Origin of the sequence: Nitrospira sp. (assembly GCA_030692565.1) — a bacterium.
GTDB lineage: Bacteria > Nitrospirota > Nitrospiria > Nitrospirales > Nitrospiraceae > Nitrospira_D.
In genome coordinates this window covers 60,700-75,466 of the sequence record JAUYAO010000042.1, presented here as the reverse complement: position 1 = coordinate 75,466, position 14,767 = coordinate 60,700, and the positions used below count along the sequence as shown (strand labels likewise).

12 protein-coding genes are annotated in these 14,767 nt (G+C 53.3%); 10 read left to right on the top strand and 2 right to left on the bottom strand.

Annotated elements, in window-relative coordinates; all coding sequences use genetic code 11:
* Nucleotides 1-136: 136 nt before the first annotated feature.
* Both Q8N04_11065 and Q8N04_11060 read right to left on the bottom strand, forming a co-directional pair.
* Nucleotides 137-640: a hypothetical protein gene (locus Q8N04_11065; protein MDP3091212.1), complete on the bottom strand. Its 504-nt coding sequence runs from the start codon at nucleotides 638-640 to the stop codon at nucleotides 137-139.
* A 182-nt stretch (nucleotides 641-822) separates the two neighbouring features.
* The gene (locus Q8N04_11060; protein MDP3091211.1) at nucleotides 823-1,431 is read right to left on the bottom strand and encodes a LuxR C-terminal-related transcriptional regulator; all 609 of its coding nucleotides are present in this window, start codon (nucleotides 1,429-1,431) and stop codon (nucleotides 823-825) included.
* 1,351 nt (nucleotides 1,432-2,782) lie between these two features.
* On the opposite strand from Q8N04_11060, the gene Q8N04_11055 reads away from it, so the two are divergent.
* From Q8N04_11055 to Q8N04_11010, 10 genes are all read left to right on the top strand, one after another.
* Nucleotides 2,783-3,466, top strand: a complete 684-nt coding sequence (locus Q8N04_11055; protein ID MDP3091210.1) for a polysaccharide biosynthesis/export family protein — start codon at nucleotides 2,783-2,785, stop codon at nucleotides 3,464-3,466.
* Nucleotides 3,467-3,673: 207 nt separating this feature from the next.
* Nucleotides 3,674-4,186 carry a polysaccharide biosynthesis/export family protein gene (locus Q8N04_11050; protein ID MDP3091209.1) on the top strand — a complete coding sequence of 171 codons (513 nt, stop codon included), beginning with the start codon at nucleotides 3,674-3,676 and terminating at the stop codon, nucleotides 4,184-4,186.
* Nucleotides 4,164-5,708, top strand: a complete 1,545-nt coding sequence (locus Q8N04_11045) for a hypothetical protein (GenBank protein ID MDP3091208.1) — start codon at nucleotides 4,164-4,166, stop codon at nucleotides 5,706-5,708. The genes Q8N04_11050 and Q8N04_11045 overlap by 23 nt, the downstream gene beginning before the upstream one ends.
* Nucleotides 5,709-5,772: 64 nt before the next feature.
* A complete protein-coding gene (locus tag Q8N04_11040; protein MDP3091207.1) occupies nucleotides 5,773-8,019 on the top strand; it encodes an AAA family ATPase in 2,247 nt (748 codons plus the stop codon).
* Complete coding sequence (locus Q8N04_11035) at nucleotides 7,991-9,064, top strand: TIGR03013 family PEP-CTERM/XrtA system glycosyltransferase (protein MDP3091206.1); 1,074 nt, start codon at nucleotides 7,991-7,993, stop codon at nucleotides 9,062-9,064. The genes Q8N04_11040 and Q8N04_11035 overlap by 29 nt, the downstream gene beginning before the upstream one ends.
* On the top strand, nucleotides 9,061-9,960 hold the full coding sequence (locus Q8N04_11030) for a DUF3473 domain-containing protein (GenBank protein MDP3091205.1): 900 nt from the start codon (nucleotides 9,061-9,063) through the stop codon (nucleotides 9,958-9,960). The genes Q8N04_11035 and Q8N04_11030 overlap by 4 nt, the downstream gene beginning before the upstream one ends.
* Nucleotides 9,961-10,130: 170 nt before the next feature.
* Nucleotides 10,131-10,961, top strand: coding sequence for an ABC transporter permease (locus tag Q8N04_11025; protein MDP3091204.1), 831 nt, complete (start codon nucleotides 10,131-10,133; stop codon nucleotides 10,959-10,961).
* Nucleotides 10,962-11,035: 74 nt separating this feature from the next.
* Nucleotides 11,036-12,334 (top strand): ABC transporter ATP-binding protein, encoded by a 1,299-nt coding sequence (locus Q8N04_11020; GenBank protein ID MDP3091203.1) that lies wholly within the window; start codon nucleotides 11,036-11,038, stop codon nucleotides 12,332-12,334.
* A gap of 256 nt (nucleotides 12,335-12,590) precedes the next feature.
* Nucleotides 12,591-13,361 carry a glucose-1-phosphate cytidylyltransferase gene (gene rfbF / locus Q8N04_11015; GenBank protein ID MDP3091202.1) on the top strand — a complete coding sequence of 257 codons (771 nt, stop codon included), beginning with the start codon at nucleotides 12,591-12,593 and terminating at the stop codon, nucleotides 13,359-13,361.
* Nucleotides 13,362-13,625: 264 nt separating this feature from the next.
* A complete protein-coding gene (locus tag Q8N04_11010; GenBank protein MDP3091201.1) occupies nucleotides 13,626-14,759 on the top strand; it encodes an NAD-dependent epimerase/dehydratase family protein in 1,134 nt (377 codons plus the stop codon).
* Nucleotides 14,760-14,767 lie beyond the last annotated feature (8 nt).

The window sequence follows — 14,767 nt, the reverse complement described above, 5'->3', positions numbered from 1 at the left end:
GCGACGGCAACGGTGCTGCTTGAGCGTGTGAAAAGCTATTTGATGGAAATCTAAAAATCTGTGTGAGGAAAACCCGATCAAATTTTCCCCACAATGCAGGGTTGCAGGCAAAATTGATGAGAAGACCGACAGGCTGCTAGGGAGTTTTAAGCGAAATCTGAACTCCATTTTCCATCTCAGCCAATAGCTTGTGGGCCTGTGCGAGGTAGTAGGTTGGTTCCTGATTCTCCTTGTGAAGCGTGATCACGCTAGTGAGTGCCTCCCTAGCCAAGTCAACTCTTCCAGAGCTGAACGCGACTTGTCCAGCATGGAGAGAGCACGACGCTGCCATGGCGTGAACGTCCACGGCAAGGCGGCTTGCCGGCGTGGCGACGAAACGTTCCAGTTGTTGCGGCATCGGGAGCACAAATCCGTCATGTCCCTGGCCAGCCAAGGCGGCCGTCGTGAGTTTTCCCATAGCCTGCTGGGTTTCGCCCAGATCTGAGGTGGACTTACAGTGCGTATATGTTCCCCAAAGGTTCATGAATCCAGGGTTGTCGAGGCCTACTGTTTTGAGAGGCGCACCGGCCTGGCACCCTGAAATGAGCAGGGCCAAGCCGAGCACGCTGCCGATAGATTGCTTGGAGAAGGTCTGCTTCAAGTCTAGGCTCCTCAGGTGAAAGATTCACCGCATCACTTACTGAGGGTACTGTGCAATCAATAGACCTGAGTTGCGCAATCGCAAGTCGCTGAATTTATTAAAGTAAATTTCAGTGAGCACGGGTGGGATGTTGTGAAGATCGCTCAGTGTGGTGTCTTTGCAACAGAGGTGTAAGCGGGAAGTTATGAGTTGAAGATCTGGACTAGAATGCCTGTGCGGGTTGTCGCCGTCGTCTTTCGCATAATGTGTTTGATGTGCTCTTTAACTGTTTGCTCTGTAATGAGGAGAGCATTTGCGATCTCTTTATTGGTCCATCCTTTGGCCAAATGTTCCACCACGGCTTGTTCACGATTCGTGAGCTGGAATTTTTCGCGGGCATGGTCGGTATTGAGGTTCTGCCTTCTTCCAAGCTCTTCCATGGTGACCACCAGGCGAGCATGCTCCACACCGGCACGATCAGGTAGGCCAAATCCGCGAAGCAAAATGGGTTGGCTCGGATCCCCGCTCACTCGTTTCAGTTCAAATTGCTCCCAATCTTTTGCTTCGGTCCGAACATGGAGCGCCTTGATAATTTCCCCGCAGAGTTCAGTGAGTGCCGTTGGCAAAACGCCGTGGGCCGATCGAGCAGCCGATCCTGCCTGTTCCGCGGCATTGATTTTTTTAGCCAGCTCCGTTGCTTGACGATTCATGTGGAGCAGTTGCATAGCGGCCGTTAACACAACAATTCCTGAACCGGCACGTTGGTCGGCAAGGCCATCTGATTGATCGGCGTGCTGAGTTGATTCAGTCATGGATTCTCTTTACGACAGACTCGGCAGTATTGCTAGACAATTGAACAAACTCTGATAGAGTGCAGCGAGTGAAACGACACTAGAAAGAGTACCTAACCCTTTAGGGGGAGTCAACACCTACGTTAGAGAATATTGGCCTACATCATCGGTATTGTTCGCCTCGGAGGTATTCCCTATAGTTCAGTATGATTGGAAAAAGAGTAGCGCAAGTTGGGCTAGCTACTATCGAAAATCCAATTCTCAAGTTGCGGATAGGGAAGCCAAGGAATTAATCCTTACAGGGGAGGCGTGATGTGGGACAGATAAGCTGGGAGTGGCCGATGACCGATTGTGGAGAAAGTCATAGGGATCGAGTGGCGATGCTGCGGCCTATCCCTTATCAATTGACTAGACCTGCGGATGAACCTGCTCAAGCAGCTCGTGAAGGCAAGGCGCTCTCCTTGAACATCAGCAGCGGGGGAATGCTCATATTGATGGAGCAGGCCCCTCCTGTAGAGCAGGTGTTGAAGGTCTTTGTGCCGACTCCGGTTACGGTCGCTGAGACGCCTACGTTGGCTGAAGTCCGGTGGGCAAGGCGCGTCCCTTTTGGAAAAGGGGTAGGCCCGTACTTGGTCGGTCTCAAGTTCATGTTTTGAATGAATAGTTTTTGAATTTAGCCTCGCTGTGCAATGCTCTCCGAGTGGGTAGTGGCTCAGTACGGTACGGAAATCTTGGTAGGCGGTTGGTAAGGGAAGTTGAGGGTAGCGCGGATGCAAAAATGGTATATTGTCATGGCTAAGCCCCGCCAGGAACATTCTTCAACATCGTTTCTTGGTCAAGCAGGGATTGAGACCTATTACCCTGAAGTGAAAGAGTGTTTTACCGTTGGCGGAGAGCGTCGCTTTCGTCGTTCGGGCTTGTTCCCAGGCTATTTTCGCGCGTTTCGACTATGAACGAGAATATAGGATCATTTCATATTCCCGAGGGGTCCGAAAAGTAGTAGCTTTTGGACATACTCCAGCTGAGGTCGATCCGGGCCTGCTTCGTGAAATCCAAGAAAGCATTCGAAGGCGAGATGTCGTGCAAGTGCCAAGTTTTAGGTCCGGGGATGTGGTTCGCATAAATAGCGGGCCATTTGCTGGAATAAGAGCAGTATTTGAGTCTGCAATGCCGAGAAAAGAGCGAGCCGTTGTATTGTTGCATGTGCTTTCTTGTCAGAGTCGGGCAGTCGTGCAGTTCTCGGATATCGAGGAGTTTTCAGAGGCAGTCTAGGCGGCAGGTGATTTTGGGGACAGAGTTTTCGGAGAGGTGGTGCCTCGGATGGGCGGTAGCTTGTCTTGTTTGTCCGCCCCTGCTAAAGGAGTTTACAACGATGCAAAGAATTAAACCTTTCGCTGTGATTGTCGGGTTAAGCATGTGTGTCTTGCTCGGCCCAGCGTTGGCGGTTCCCCAGGACACAGATGTCAAGAGAGGAGTAGCCTCCCCCTCTACAAAATCCACAGTCGGCTCAGGAGACAAGTCTCTCTTGATAGTCACGCCAGAGTACATTATTGGTCCCGAGGATATTTTGGAAATCACTGTGTGGAAGAATTCAGATCTTTCCAAGCAAGTTCAGGTACGGCCGGATGGCAGAATCTCTCTTCCGCTCCTGGGCGATATTTCGGCCGTTGCCAAGACGCCCGTGCAATTGGCTGAAGAGATCTCTACGGGGCTCAGGGCCTACATGGAGAATCCAACCATTTCGATTATGGTGAAGGAAGTAAACAGTTATCAGATATATGTCTTAGGGGAAGTCAATAAGCCCGGTAAATTTCCGCTCAAAAGTAAGACCACGCTTTTGCAGGGGATTACCGTGGCCGGCGGATTTACACCGATGGCGGCCAGGAATAAAATCGTTGTATTTCGCTTCTCCAAAGACGGGGAGGGCTTAACTAAACTCAAGGCAAGTTATGACGACATCGTTGTGCGCGACGGATCAGTTCAGAATATGGAGTTGAAGCCCGGCGATCAGATTGTTGTGCCGTCAGAAACGATGGTAATACTGCCTAGTCGTTAGTGGGTGGACCGGTTGTTCTTAAGTTCAGCGAGCGATCAAGTATTGGCGATTTGCCGCATGTGCTGTAGTTGAGATACTTGGAGAGGTAAGGCGACGATGACAGTATGGACTTGGGCGTTGGCTCGAAATCTTGCGGCTGCGGCGGTTCTGATTTGTGCTCTTAGTGGGATAGGGGGTTGCTCTCAGCAGAATATCCAATATCAGGGCATGTCCGTTCCCCCGACTGAGTTTCTCATCGGGCCGGAGGATGTTCTCGTCGTCACTGTCTGGCGCAATCAAGAGTTGTCGAAAGAAGTGATTGTAAGGCCCGATGGCAAAATTTCTTTGCCTCTGATCGGGGACATCATGGCCGCGGGATTGTCCGCGCAAGTTCTTTCGAAACATGTGGCTGATGCATTGGCGGAGTTTATGTCCACTCCGACGGTATCTGTCCAAGTGAAAGAGATCAATAGCTACCACATTTTTGCAGTCGGTGAGGTTGGGAAGCCTGGGAAGATTCCTCTCAAGTCATTCACCAGTGTGGTGCAAGGGATCTCGTATGCCGGAGGGTTTACGACGTTTGCTTCCCGTAATAATGTGCACGTGCTTCGTATGGTGAAGAATGCCCAAGGGGAGACCAAGCAAGTCATGATTCCCGTGCCGTATCTAGATATTGTGCAAGGGAAGAATCTGGAGGCCAATTTCATTCTGAAGGCTGGTGACGTCATTGTGGTACCGTGATGCCGGCCGGCGGATAGCTAAAGCTGTTCTATTGATCGGGCTGGTTACCTGGTGGTCGACGGGAACCTCCGTGTGGGCCCAAACAATCATCATTCCAACATTGTCGGTCTCAGAGACCTATGACTCAAACGTGTTCTACACTCCGAAAACATTGCTGAGTCCTGGTTTCAAAGCAGAAGACTTTATGACTACGGTGATACCTCAGATCAATTTCGCTCACGCCGGCCCGCGCGTAAATGGCAGTTTTTCTGTGGGGGCTAACATTACGAAGCACGTGAATAATCCCAGTCTCGACTATACCGGGATCAATACTGCTGGCCAGTTGGATTTGAAGCGGTGGGCGAACAGTTTTTCGCAGCGTATCTCGGCCTTGTCCGTTCGAGGAACCTATCAGTTTACGCCATCATTGAGCGGTTTCGGGGCAACGACCGGCGGGGCACTAGGAACTGGTTTTGGAAATACTAGTGTCACCTCTCCGGTTGATGCGGGACTGATTACAAACCGTGTGTCGATGCATAATATGAACGGTGGTATTACCGGGGGATATGACCTCTCCAGAAATACTTCACTCACGGCCAGTTACAATTACACAAGGCTTACTTTCGGGAACCAATCAGGTGGGCTTAATAATCAGCTGTTCGATACAGATGGCCACACAACAATGACCGCACTGACTACCAAGGTATCGCCGACAGACACAGTGGGGACGACCGCGACCATGTCTCACTTTATTCAAGGGGGAGGTTCGGGCGGCGGGTCGGGTTCGTTTACGACCATTTCAGGGACGGCGAACTGGGCAAAACTCTGGACAAAGCAATTGAGCACCTCCCTAGCGGGCGGCGGGATTTTCACTCTCCCTATAGAGTCCGCCGTGCCAGGCCAATCAATCAAGTCGACCTTTGCCCCGACTGGGACGGTCAGAATGACGTACAGTTCGTTTTCGGAAGGCTTGCGGGCAGCGGGGGCGGCGCCAGGGCCGTTTGATAATTTGCCGAGGGTGGCCGGCAGCCTGGCCCCAGGAGGGGTCATTGCGCCAGGCGCCTTCACGACATCGCTGAGCTATAACTTCAGCATCTTCCCGAGTTACGCCCTTAATGCAGGGCCAATGAAGACGCATGTTGTCGGTATCAATGCCAGTGCGGGAATTACCTCTAAGCTCACGGCGCAGGCCGGAATGAACGTTTCGCATGGAAGTACGAGTACGCCTGCCTCGAGTTTTGACACGCTTGGCGCGACGGCCGGGGCCAGCTACCTCTTGGGGCCGGTAATGGTCAATCTCACCTATAACTGGCTGTATTTTTCAAACTCGTTTGCTCAAACAGCTCAGACCCAAGCTGAATATGCCTTCTCGAAAAAGATGATCATGTTGTCGCTCTCCTACGCGTTCACGAGTCAATCGTTCTTTCAAATGGGCGGATTGGGGAGTCTTGGGTCTTCGGAATCCACAGAGGGTGTAACTGTTCCCTCTGGCGCAGCGACAGGAAGTGGTTCTTCTGGATCCGGCGTATTAAAGAAGGAGTAAGAGATTGTTTACGGGGTTGAGTACTCCTGAAGACTATTTCAGGGCCATAAAAAATCATAAGTGGATGATTGTCATTCCGATTGTCGTCTGCGTTGGTCTGGCGGCGCTGCTCTGTCAATGGTTGCCCAAGAGTTATCGCTCCAATACCCTGCTCTACTATCAAGAACAGAAGGTGCGGGGCATAAAGGGTGTCGATGCCCCGGAATCGGGCGGAGACGCGAATCGGCCGGATCTTGCAATGGGGACACGCATCGATGCGCTCAAAGAAGTTTTATATCGGCAGGATTTGTTGACGCAAGTAGCAGAGGAGTTTCATCTGTACGGCTACTATAAAGAGAACGCGACGCCGGCCATGGACAATAGTGTCGCATCGGGCCTGAGACAGCTCGTAAAAATCGAGTCGCAAGGCAGCGGTCTTTTGAAAGTCTCTTTTTCAGATGCGGATCCGTTGATCGCCAAAGCGGTGACGGCAAGATTCGCCGACCTCTTCATTCAGGAAAATACAAAGACGAGGACGGCGATTGCTCAGAGTTCGACAGAATTCTTGCAGCACGAATTGGACGGCCTAAAGGGGCAGTTGGAAATCAAAGAGCGGGCTATCGCTCAGTTCAAACAGTCTCATCTCGGCCAGTTGCCTGAACAAATGGATTCCAATATGCGAGCCATTGATCGGCTAGAGAACGAGATGACGGCGCAGCAAGAGATGGACAAAACCCTGAACCTTCGCCTCGAATCCGTCGACAAGGCAATCAGAGAGTATGAGGATCCTTCCAGTGATGTAAGTCCAAAACGAGCCGAAAAAGATCCACGGTTAATGAAGATACGGGAATTGGAGAGGACATTGGCCGGCTATCGGTCAATGTACAAGGAGACCTATCCGGACGTCGCCCGGGTAAAGAATGAGTTGAGCCAGATTCAAGCCATGACGACAGAAGAGTACATCGCGCTCTATATTGAGCCCGAAGCGGCCGAGATTGATGGGCCCAGGAGACCGAAACGCAAACCCGTTGACCCGTATAAGGCAGAATTACTCAAGCAGCGGGACGACTTATTACGTGAGCAGGAATTACTCCGGCTCAGGCAAGCTCGCATCACCTCGGATATTAGAAAGTATGAGTCGCGAATCGAAGGCACGACGGTCCATCAGCAAGAACTCATGTCTATCCAACGGGACTACGACAATCTCCAGAAAAATTATCAGTCGCTTCTGGAAAAGAAATTGACTGTTGGCATGGCCGGAGATCTTGAGACGAAGCGGCAAGGCACGCAGATGCGCATTGTGGAACCTGCCAGTCTGCCCACATGGCCAGAGAAGCCGAACTTGATTATGGTCATGCTGGGAGGTCTGGCTGCGGGCTGTGCGTTCGGATTCGGCAGTGCGATCGGCGTTGAAATGCTTCGCCGAGGATTCGTGTCGGCCGAAGAGGTCGAAGTCACGCTGGGGCTGCCGGTCTTTGCGGTAATCTCTCATTTTGAGTCGGCTTGGCCGGGGGGAGCGAAACTGACGGCAGAAACAGCTCGCCGTAAGGACCGGTTGCTGGCCCTGCCAGGTGGGCGGAAAGAAGGACTGCTTGTCGCGAACGGAGGCCCCATGGCTGAGCGTGGGCAGGTTTCGGTAGGGCCGGAACTCGTCGCGATGTGGTACCCAAGGTCCGCGGTAGCAGAGCAGTATCGAGTCGCGGCAACGAGAATAGGGTTGATGGCAGGTCAGCAGGAAAGCACGGTGATCGTTATGGCGAGTGCGCTGATGGGAGAAGGAAAGACGTCCACCGCCCTCAATCTCGCCCATGTCTTTGCCAGAGATCTCAATAAGAAGACGGTGTTGGTGGACTGTGACTTGAAACGCCCCATGGTGCATGCCTATGCCGGGATGGAACTGGGCGTGGGATTAAGTGAAGTACTACTCGGAGAAAAGCAGTTTGAGGAATGTCTTGAGTATCATGAACAGCTAGGGGTCTGGATCCTTCCCGCAGGCATTATCCAATCTGGAATCGCGGCCTTAACTCACGTGGATCGGTTGTCCAAGCTCATTAGTAATTTGCGTGAAAAGTTTGAATGCATTGTGCTCGATGCGCCACCCTTATTGCCCGTCGCCGAGTCCCTGTTGATTGTGAGAATGGCAGACGTTGTGGCGCATGTGATTCGCGCCCGCAGCACTCCCCGGGACGCCGTCATGAGTGCCATGAAGATGGTGGGACAAGAGCGACCGATGGGGGTGATCCTAAACGGAGTGGAAGAGCAGGATTCGCCGTATTCATACTATAGCTATGGCAATAAGGTCTATGAACCTCACCGTACCCAACTCAGATAGATCACGCACGGAGAAACTGGTGATCTTGCCTGTCGATCATGCTCCTAAGGCAATCTTTAGGGTGCCTGGGGCTCGGAGGCGCATCCTGATTTTAGGGGTTGGGTCACTGGCGAACAATCTGTGCTCGGTACTTGTATCGAGGAGCAGAGTGTTTACGGATGTCATTGGTTTTCTCGCCAAGGAAAGCGCGCAAGTCGGTGCAGAGTTATCCGGCGTGAAGATTCTAGGGACCATAGACCAACTCCTTTCGGTGGTTGAACGCGATCGGGTCGATACGATCGCGGTCTGTTTGGAGGATCGCCGGGCCGTGCTTCCCGTCCAGGTATTGCTGGATTTGAAGGGGATGGGGGTCGACATCTGGGATGGAAATCATCTCTATGAAGAAGAGTCTGGGCGGCTTTCCATCGATGACTTGAAACCGAGCGCAATCATTTTCTCCAGGGAATTTAAGCGAGGCATCGTCGTCAGAACGATGAAACGATCGATCGATCTGCTGATTGCCTCGATAGGTCTTGCACTTATCCTTCCCCTCTTGGCTGTGATTGGAATACTGATTAAGCTGGATTCTCCTGGGCCGATTTTCTACCGGCAGGTGCGGGTCGGCCTTCGCGCTCAGCCTTATATGATCTGGAAATTTCGCTCCATGTTTACGGATGCGGAAAAAGGGGGCGCCAGGTGGACATCGGAGAGGGATCCCAGAATCTCACGGGTGGGGTGGTATTTGCGGAAGTGGAGACTCGATGAATTGCCCCAGCTCATCAATGTGATTCATGGCGAAATGAGTCTAGTGGGGCCACGTCCTGAACGACCGGTCTTCGTTCAGGAATTGAGATCGGTCATCCCATTTTATGATCTCCGGCATGTCGTCCGACCGGGGATTACCGGATGGGCTCAGACTCAATTTCGGTACGGGGCTTCGGCGGAAGACTCCCATATCAAGTTGCAGTATGATCTCTATTATGTGAAGTACCTCTCCCTGCGGTTGGATCTCCGCATTCTGCTTGAGACAATACGAGTCATTCTGCGAGGAGAAGGTGCTCGATGAGCATGCCAGCAGAGAGACCCATTCACTGTCTTTCCTTCGATGTGGAGGAGCATTTTCAGGTTTCGGCATTCTGGTCGGACGCCAGAAGGCAAGAATGGGATCGGTACGAAAGCCGCGTCGAGAGAAATACCCGATGGCTGGCTGAACTGCTTGAAAAGCATGGAATGAAGGCTACGTTTTTTGTCCTGGGATGGGTTGCCGAACGGCATCCCGAGCTGGTCAAGTCACTCACAGCCCAGGGACATGAGGTGGCATCCCATGGATATGGCCATGAATTAGTAACCGCCCAGTCTCCGGAGCGATTTCGTCAAGATGTGCGAATGGCCAAAAATATCCTAGAGGATCTGACCGGAAGTCCCGTCGTGGGCTATCGAGCGCCCAGTTTCTCTATAACCTCCGAGACCGAATGGGCGCTCTCGATTCTGGTCGAAGAAGGCTATCAGTACGACTCCAGTGTGTACGATCGATTTCATCGGACGGAAAAGGGGCCGCTCCCGGGAGAAATGTTTCAAATCACCACTCCGGCAGGTGGAATCTGGGAAGTTCAGCCCTCAACATATAGGGCGATGGGATTTCAGATTCCTGTGGCGGGAGGGGGATATTTTCGGTTGTTTCCTTATGCGGTGTCGAGGACGCTGCTCCGTCGACTCGAAAGCCAGGGCGGGACTCTGGTCATGTATCTCCATCCCTGGGAGATAGATCCTCAACAGCCTCGTATGGATGGGCCGTGGTTGTCACAAATCAGGCACTATCTGAATCTCGGTAAGACCCAGGCTCGATTGAGCCGGCTGCTTGCGGACTTCAAGTTTGGATCTATTCGAGACATCGTTGCCTTCCATAGGGAAACGGACAGTGCAACGTATTCTGCGCATTCTCCCGTTGCAATTCATAACTGACGCTGAGGTGTCAGGAAGTCCGGGTTGCAGCTCGTCGAAAGTTCGTGTTGACAGCAAGTAGAGATCGCGGCAGCGCACTTGCGCTGTAGCGATGCCATCTGCCGCGCGTCGGCGCAAGTTTCCTGTGACTTGGCTCCAACCCATAGTGCGTAACCAGTGAGGTGTATGCCGTGAGACAGAGCTCATCCCTTGTTGTTATCGAGCCAAACAAAAGCTGGTTCGACCTGAAGTTGAGGTCGTTTTGGGATTATCGTGAATTGCTCTATTTCTTGGCTTGGCGGGATCTCAAAGCCAGGTACTCACAGACTGTTATGGGGTTGGCCTGGGCGGTGGTTCAACCGTTGTTCATGATGCTGGTGTTTACCGTCGTGTTCAGTAAGATCGCACAGTTGCCGTCAGATGGAATCCCGTATCCACTATTCGCATATGCGGCATTGGTGCCGTGGACCTATTTTTCCAAGAGCCTTGATCGGGGCGGATTCAGCGTAGTGGCCGAGTCAAACTTGATTACAAAAATATACTTTCCCCGGCTGATCATTCCTCTCTCAGCGACCTTGGGTGGCCTCCTTGATTTTGCCATCGCCTTCCTGCTGCTGGTTGCCATGATGCTATGGTTTGGAGTGCTTCCAACATGGAAGCTCGTAACCGTTCCGCTGTTCCTGGCGCTGACGGTCCTGGCGGCACTGTCCGTGAGTTTATGGTTGTCTGCCTTGTTCGTGAAGTATCGTGATGTCGCGGCGCTGATCCCGCTCTTAACACAGGTCTGGATGTTCGGATCCCCTGTTGCCTACTCAGCCAGTATGGTGCCTCAAGCCTGGCAGGCGTTCTATAATCTCAATCCGATGGTCGGGGTAATCGGGGGGTTTAGATGGGCACTATTGGGAACCCCTGCGCCGGATCCGGTGTTTCTTGCGGTGAACATCGTCACGATCTCAGTGTCTCTTCTGTTGGGGATGGCATACTTCAACCGGATGGCCAATACGTTTGCCGATGTGATTTAGCTACTCAAAATCCAGGATGAGCGTTAGGATAGCCGCAGTAGTTGAGGGTGAGCACTTATCGAGGGTAATTCTGTATGGGTAATGTCGCAATCCGAGTTGAACAGCTCTCCAAAAAATACGAAATTATGATTGGCAAAAGCCGAGGGGAGTCAGGCCTTGCCGAGCGTTTTACGCAAGGCGTCCAGCGGATGCTGCGGATGAAGGGTGCCCCCGCGTCTACCTCGCCCAGACGAGAAGAGGTGTGGCCGATTCGCGATGTGTCTTTTGAAGTCGAGACCGGGGATGTCGTCGGGATCATCGGACGAAACGGAGCGGGGAAGAGCACCCTCCTGAAGCTTTTGTCGAGGATCACCGAACCAACGAGCGGTCGTGCGCAAATGTTTGGAAGGGTTGGGACATTGCTGGAGGTCGGGACCGGGTTTCATCCTGAATTGACGGGGCGCGACAATATTTACCTGAGTGGGATTATTCTCGGGATGAAGAAGGCGGAGATCGACAAGAAGTTTGATGAAATCGTCGAGTTTTCGGGGATCGACAAGTATATCGATACTCCGGTCAAGCGCTATTCCAGCGGGATGTATGTTCGTCTCGCATTTGCAGTCGGCGCGCATCTGGACCCTGAAATCCTGATTGTGGATGAAGTGTTGGCCGTCGGGGATTCGCAGTTTCAGCAGAAATGTATGAACAAAATGCATGACATCGGGGAGAAGGGCAGGACGGTGATCTTTGTCTCTCACAATATGTCGGCCGTCGCACGGTTGTGCAATAAGGCCATTTTTCTCCAGGGTGGGCGGCTTGTGAAGCAGGGGCCCACACATGAGATCGTCGGAGAGTACCTATACAACTCCGGAGCTCTCACCGGGTGCCGGGAATGGCTCGATCCGACAAAGGCCCCTCAAGATGATATTGCGCGCCTGTGCGCGGTGCGAGTGCGGACGGAAAAGGGGATCGTCACCGATACCGTCGACATCGGAGAGGCCGTCGGGGTCGAGCTCGAATATGAAGTGCTTCAGCCTGGCCATATCTTGGTGCCCAACTTTGGTTTCAAAAGCGACGAAGGGGAGACTCTCTTTGTGTCCAATGATCGAGACCCAACCTGGTTACGGCGCCCCCGTCCTGTGGGACGGTACTCAAGTACAGTATGGGTTCCCGGGCACTTTTTTGGTGAGGGAACGGTAATCGTGGGTGGCGGGTTAGTACGAGAGGCTCCATTCCATGAGCATTGTGATTATCCGGAGGCGGTGGCCTTTCATGTCACTGAGAGCAACGAGGGGATTACGGCTCGCGGCGATTATACCGGTGACATTCCGGGGAAAATTCGACCCCTCCTAAAGTGGACCACCAACTGCAATTCTGCTGGAGATAGCCAATAGTTCCGCCCTCAGGATTTTTCAGCACAGAGAGATCTCTTCCCCGCGCCGGCGAACTGTAGCGTGGCTATCCCGGTGCCTGAATACGAGTTCGACTCATGTGTATGTGTGAGATCAGGGCTAGAGAGAAATTATGGCAGAGTGAGGCAGAGCCTCGCGTTGAGGCATCAGGAGGGGAGAATGCCGTGCTGTTCTTGTCGGACGCACTGCATGCAGTCTGCGAGCGAGTCGAGCTGGTTTTCAACTAAGGAGGACGGTCATGAAGGCAGTGATCCTTGCAGGTGGTTTGGGAACCCGGCTATCCGAGGAGACCACGCTGCGGCCAAAGCCGATGGTCGAAATCGGCGGGAAGCCGATCTTGTGGCATATCATGCAGATTCATGCGGTGCACGGGGTGACGGAGTTTGTGGTCGCGCTCGGTTATAAGGGAGAGATCGTAAAAGAATATTTCCTGAATTTCGTCGCGATCAACAACGATCTATCCATTGACCTGTCCACCGGGAAAGCGACCATTCATGATGGCATCCAGCCAAAATGGACGGTCCATCTCGTAGATACAGGTGCAGGAACGCAAACAGGCGGACGGGTCGGTCGCCTCAGGAAGTGGCTGGGGAACGACGAGACGTTTATGCTCACCTACGGGGACGGGGTGGCGGATCTCAATATCACGAAACTCGTGGAATTTCATCGGTCTCATGGCAAGCTAGCCACGATGACATCGGTGCGGTCGCCGGCGCGCTTCGGACGCATCGGGTTTGACGGCGATAGTGTGAGGGAGTTCTTCGAAAAGCCCGAGGCCGGGGAAGGGTGGATCAACGGGGGATTCTTTGTGCTCAACACTAAAGCGCTCGACTACATTTCGGGCGATGACACAATTTGGGAACGCGATCCTGTCGAACGGCTGGCCCACGATGGACAGATGATGGGTTTTAAGCACTACGGGTTTTGGTCGTGCATGGACACGCTGAAGGAAAAGAACTACCTGGAAGAACTGTGGCAATCCGGTAAGGCTCCTTGGAAGATCTGGTAGACGAAGGTGCGCCGGACCATGGCGGTAAGACAGCGGTGGCCGCATCGTTCGAGCGGAGCCCCATGTGGCGAATGCGCTCAGGATCAGCGGAGGCGAAATGGAGCGTGAAGGGTGGCCTTGGCTCACAGCGAGAGGCGGAGAAAGACCGGGGGCCGGATGTCGGGGGCGCTGACACTCAGCGGCTTACGGCACCTGTGCCGGAATGAAGGTGGGGCAAGCGCTGGATCGTATCGTAGAGTAATTCGCTAATGAAAGAGGTTATGCATGGGTGCTGAGAAGTCGTTGTACGCGACGGCCACGGAATGGCTCGATGAAGACTGGGCGCGAATGGAGAAGACTCTCGGCGACCGCGTCCAGGCATTCGCGGGGAAGCGTGTGCTCGTCACAGGCGCCGCAGGGTTTCTTGGGTTCGGGTTCCTGCACTTCCTGGCATATCTCAACCGGAGCGCGTTGAAGGCGGCGCCTCTTTCTTTCATCGCGGCTGATAACTTCATCAGAGGCTGTCCGCGCTGGCTGGTCGAACTCGCCGCTGGAACCCCGCGCATGCGGCTCATTCGACAGGACATCACCAAGCCCTGGCCTGACGCAGAAACCGAACGGTTTGATTTCATTATTCACGGCGCCTCCATCGCCAGCCCGCAGGTCTATCGAAAATATCCATTGGAGACACTGGATACCAACATCTCGGGATTGCGTCACATGCTCGATCTGGCGAGGCGGCATCAGAGCGTGAGCATTCTGTACTTCAGCTCCAGCGAAATATATGGCGACCCGCCCGCGCACGAAATCCCGACACGCGAATCATACCGAGGGAATGTCGCCTGCCTCGGACCCCGGGCATGTTATGACGAGTCCAAACGGCTGGGAGAAACGCTGTGTTACCTCTATGCGCAGCAATATGGGGTGCCTGCGAAGATCGTGCGCCCCTTCAACAATTATGGCCCGGGATTGAGGCTGGCAGACGGGCGGGTGTTACCTGATTTTTGCCGGGACGTGCTCGCCGATCGAGATATCGTCCTGCATTCTGATGGAAGCCCGACCAGAACGTTTTGCTATGTGTCTGATGCCCTGACAGGATACCTCCTCGCGTTACTCTCAACCCATCATGCCGAGCCGTTCAACGTGGGCTCAGAGGCTCCTGAGATTTCTATGCGTGACCTTGGGGCGATGCTCTTGGCGGTCGCCGGAAGCAAACGGCAGGTGATTCACAAGCCCAGCGCAGAAGCCGATTATTTGACGGACAATCCCAACAGGCGATGCCCCAATCTTGAGAAAAGCCGCAACTTTTTGGGTTATCAGCCGCTTGTCGATCTCCGGGCCGGTCTTGGAAGAATGCTGCATTGGTACCGGCAGTTCGTTGAATTAGAGAACCTGGTCGAGGCACCGCAAGGCAAGTAGCAACGGAG

Bases quoted from the DNA above. Each gene is read 5' to 3' on its own strand.
- Q8N04_11060 (MDP3091211.1), bottom strand. From the start codon at position 1,431: ATGACTGAATCAACTCAGCACGCCGATCAATCAGATGGCCTTGCCGAC.
- Q8N04_11055 (MDP3091210.1), top strand. From the start codon at position 2,783: ATGCAAAGAATTAAACCTTTCGCTGTGATTGTCGGGTTAAGCATGTGT.
- Q8N04_11050 (MDP3091209.1), top strand. From the start codon at position 3,674: ATGTCCGTTCCCCCGACTGAGTTTCTCATCGGGCCGGAGGATGTTCTC.
- Q8N04_11040 (MDP3091207.1), top strand. From the start codon at position 5,773: ATGATTGTCATTCCGATTGTCGTCTGCGTTGGTCTGGCGGCGCTGCTC.
- Q8N04_11035 (MDP3091206.1), top strand. From the start codon at position 7,991: ATGAACCTCACCGTACCCAACTCAGATAGATCACGCACGGAGAAACTG.
- Q8N04_11030 (MDP3091205.1), top strand. From the start codon at position 9,061: ATGAGCATGCCAGCAGAGAGACCCATTCACTGTCTTTCCTTCGATGTG.
- Q8N04_11020 (MDP3091203.1), top strand. From the start codon at position 11,036: ATGGGTAATGTCGCAATCCGAGTTGAACAGCTCTCCAAAAAATACGAA.
- rfbF (MDP3091202.1), top strand. From the start codon at position 12,591: ATGAAGGCAGTGATCCTTGCAGGTGGTTTGGGAACCCGGCTATCCGAG.
- Q8N04_11010 (MDP3091201.1), top strand. From the start codon at position 13,626: ATGGGTGCTGAGAAGTCGTTGTACGCGACGGCCACGGAATGGCTCGAT.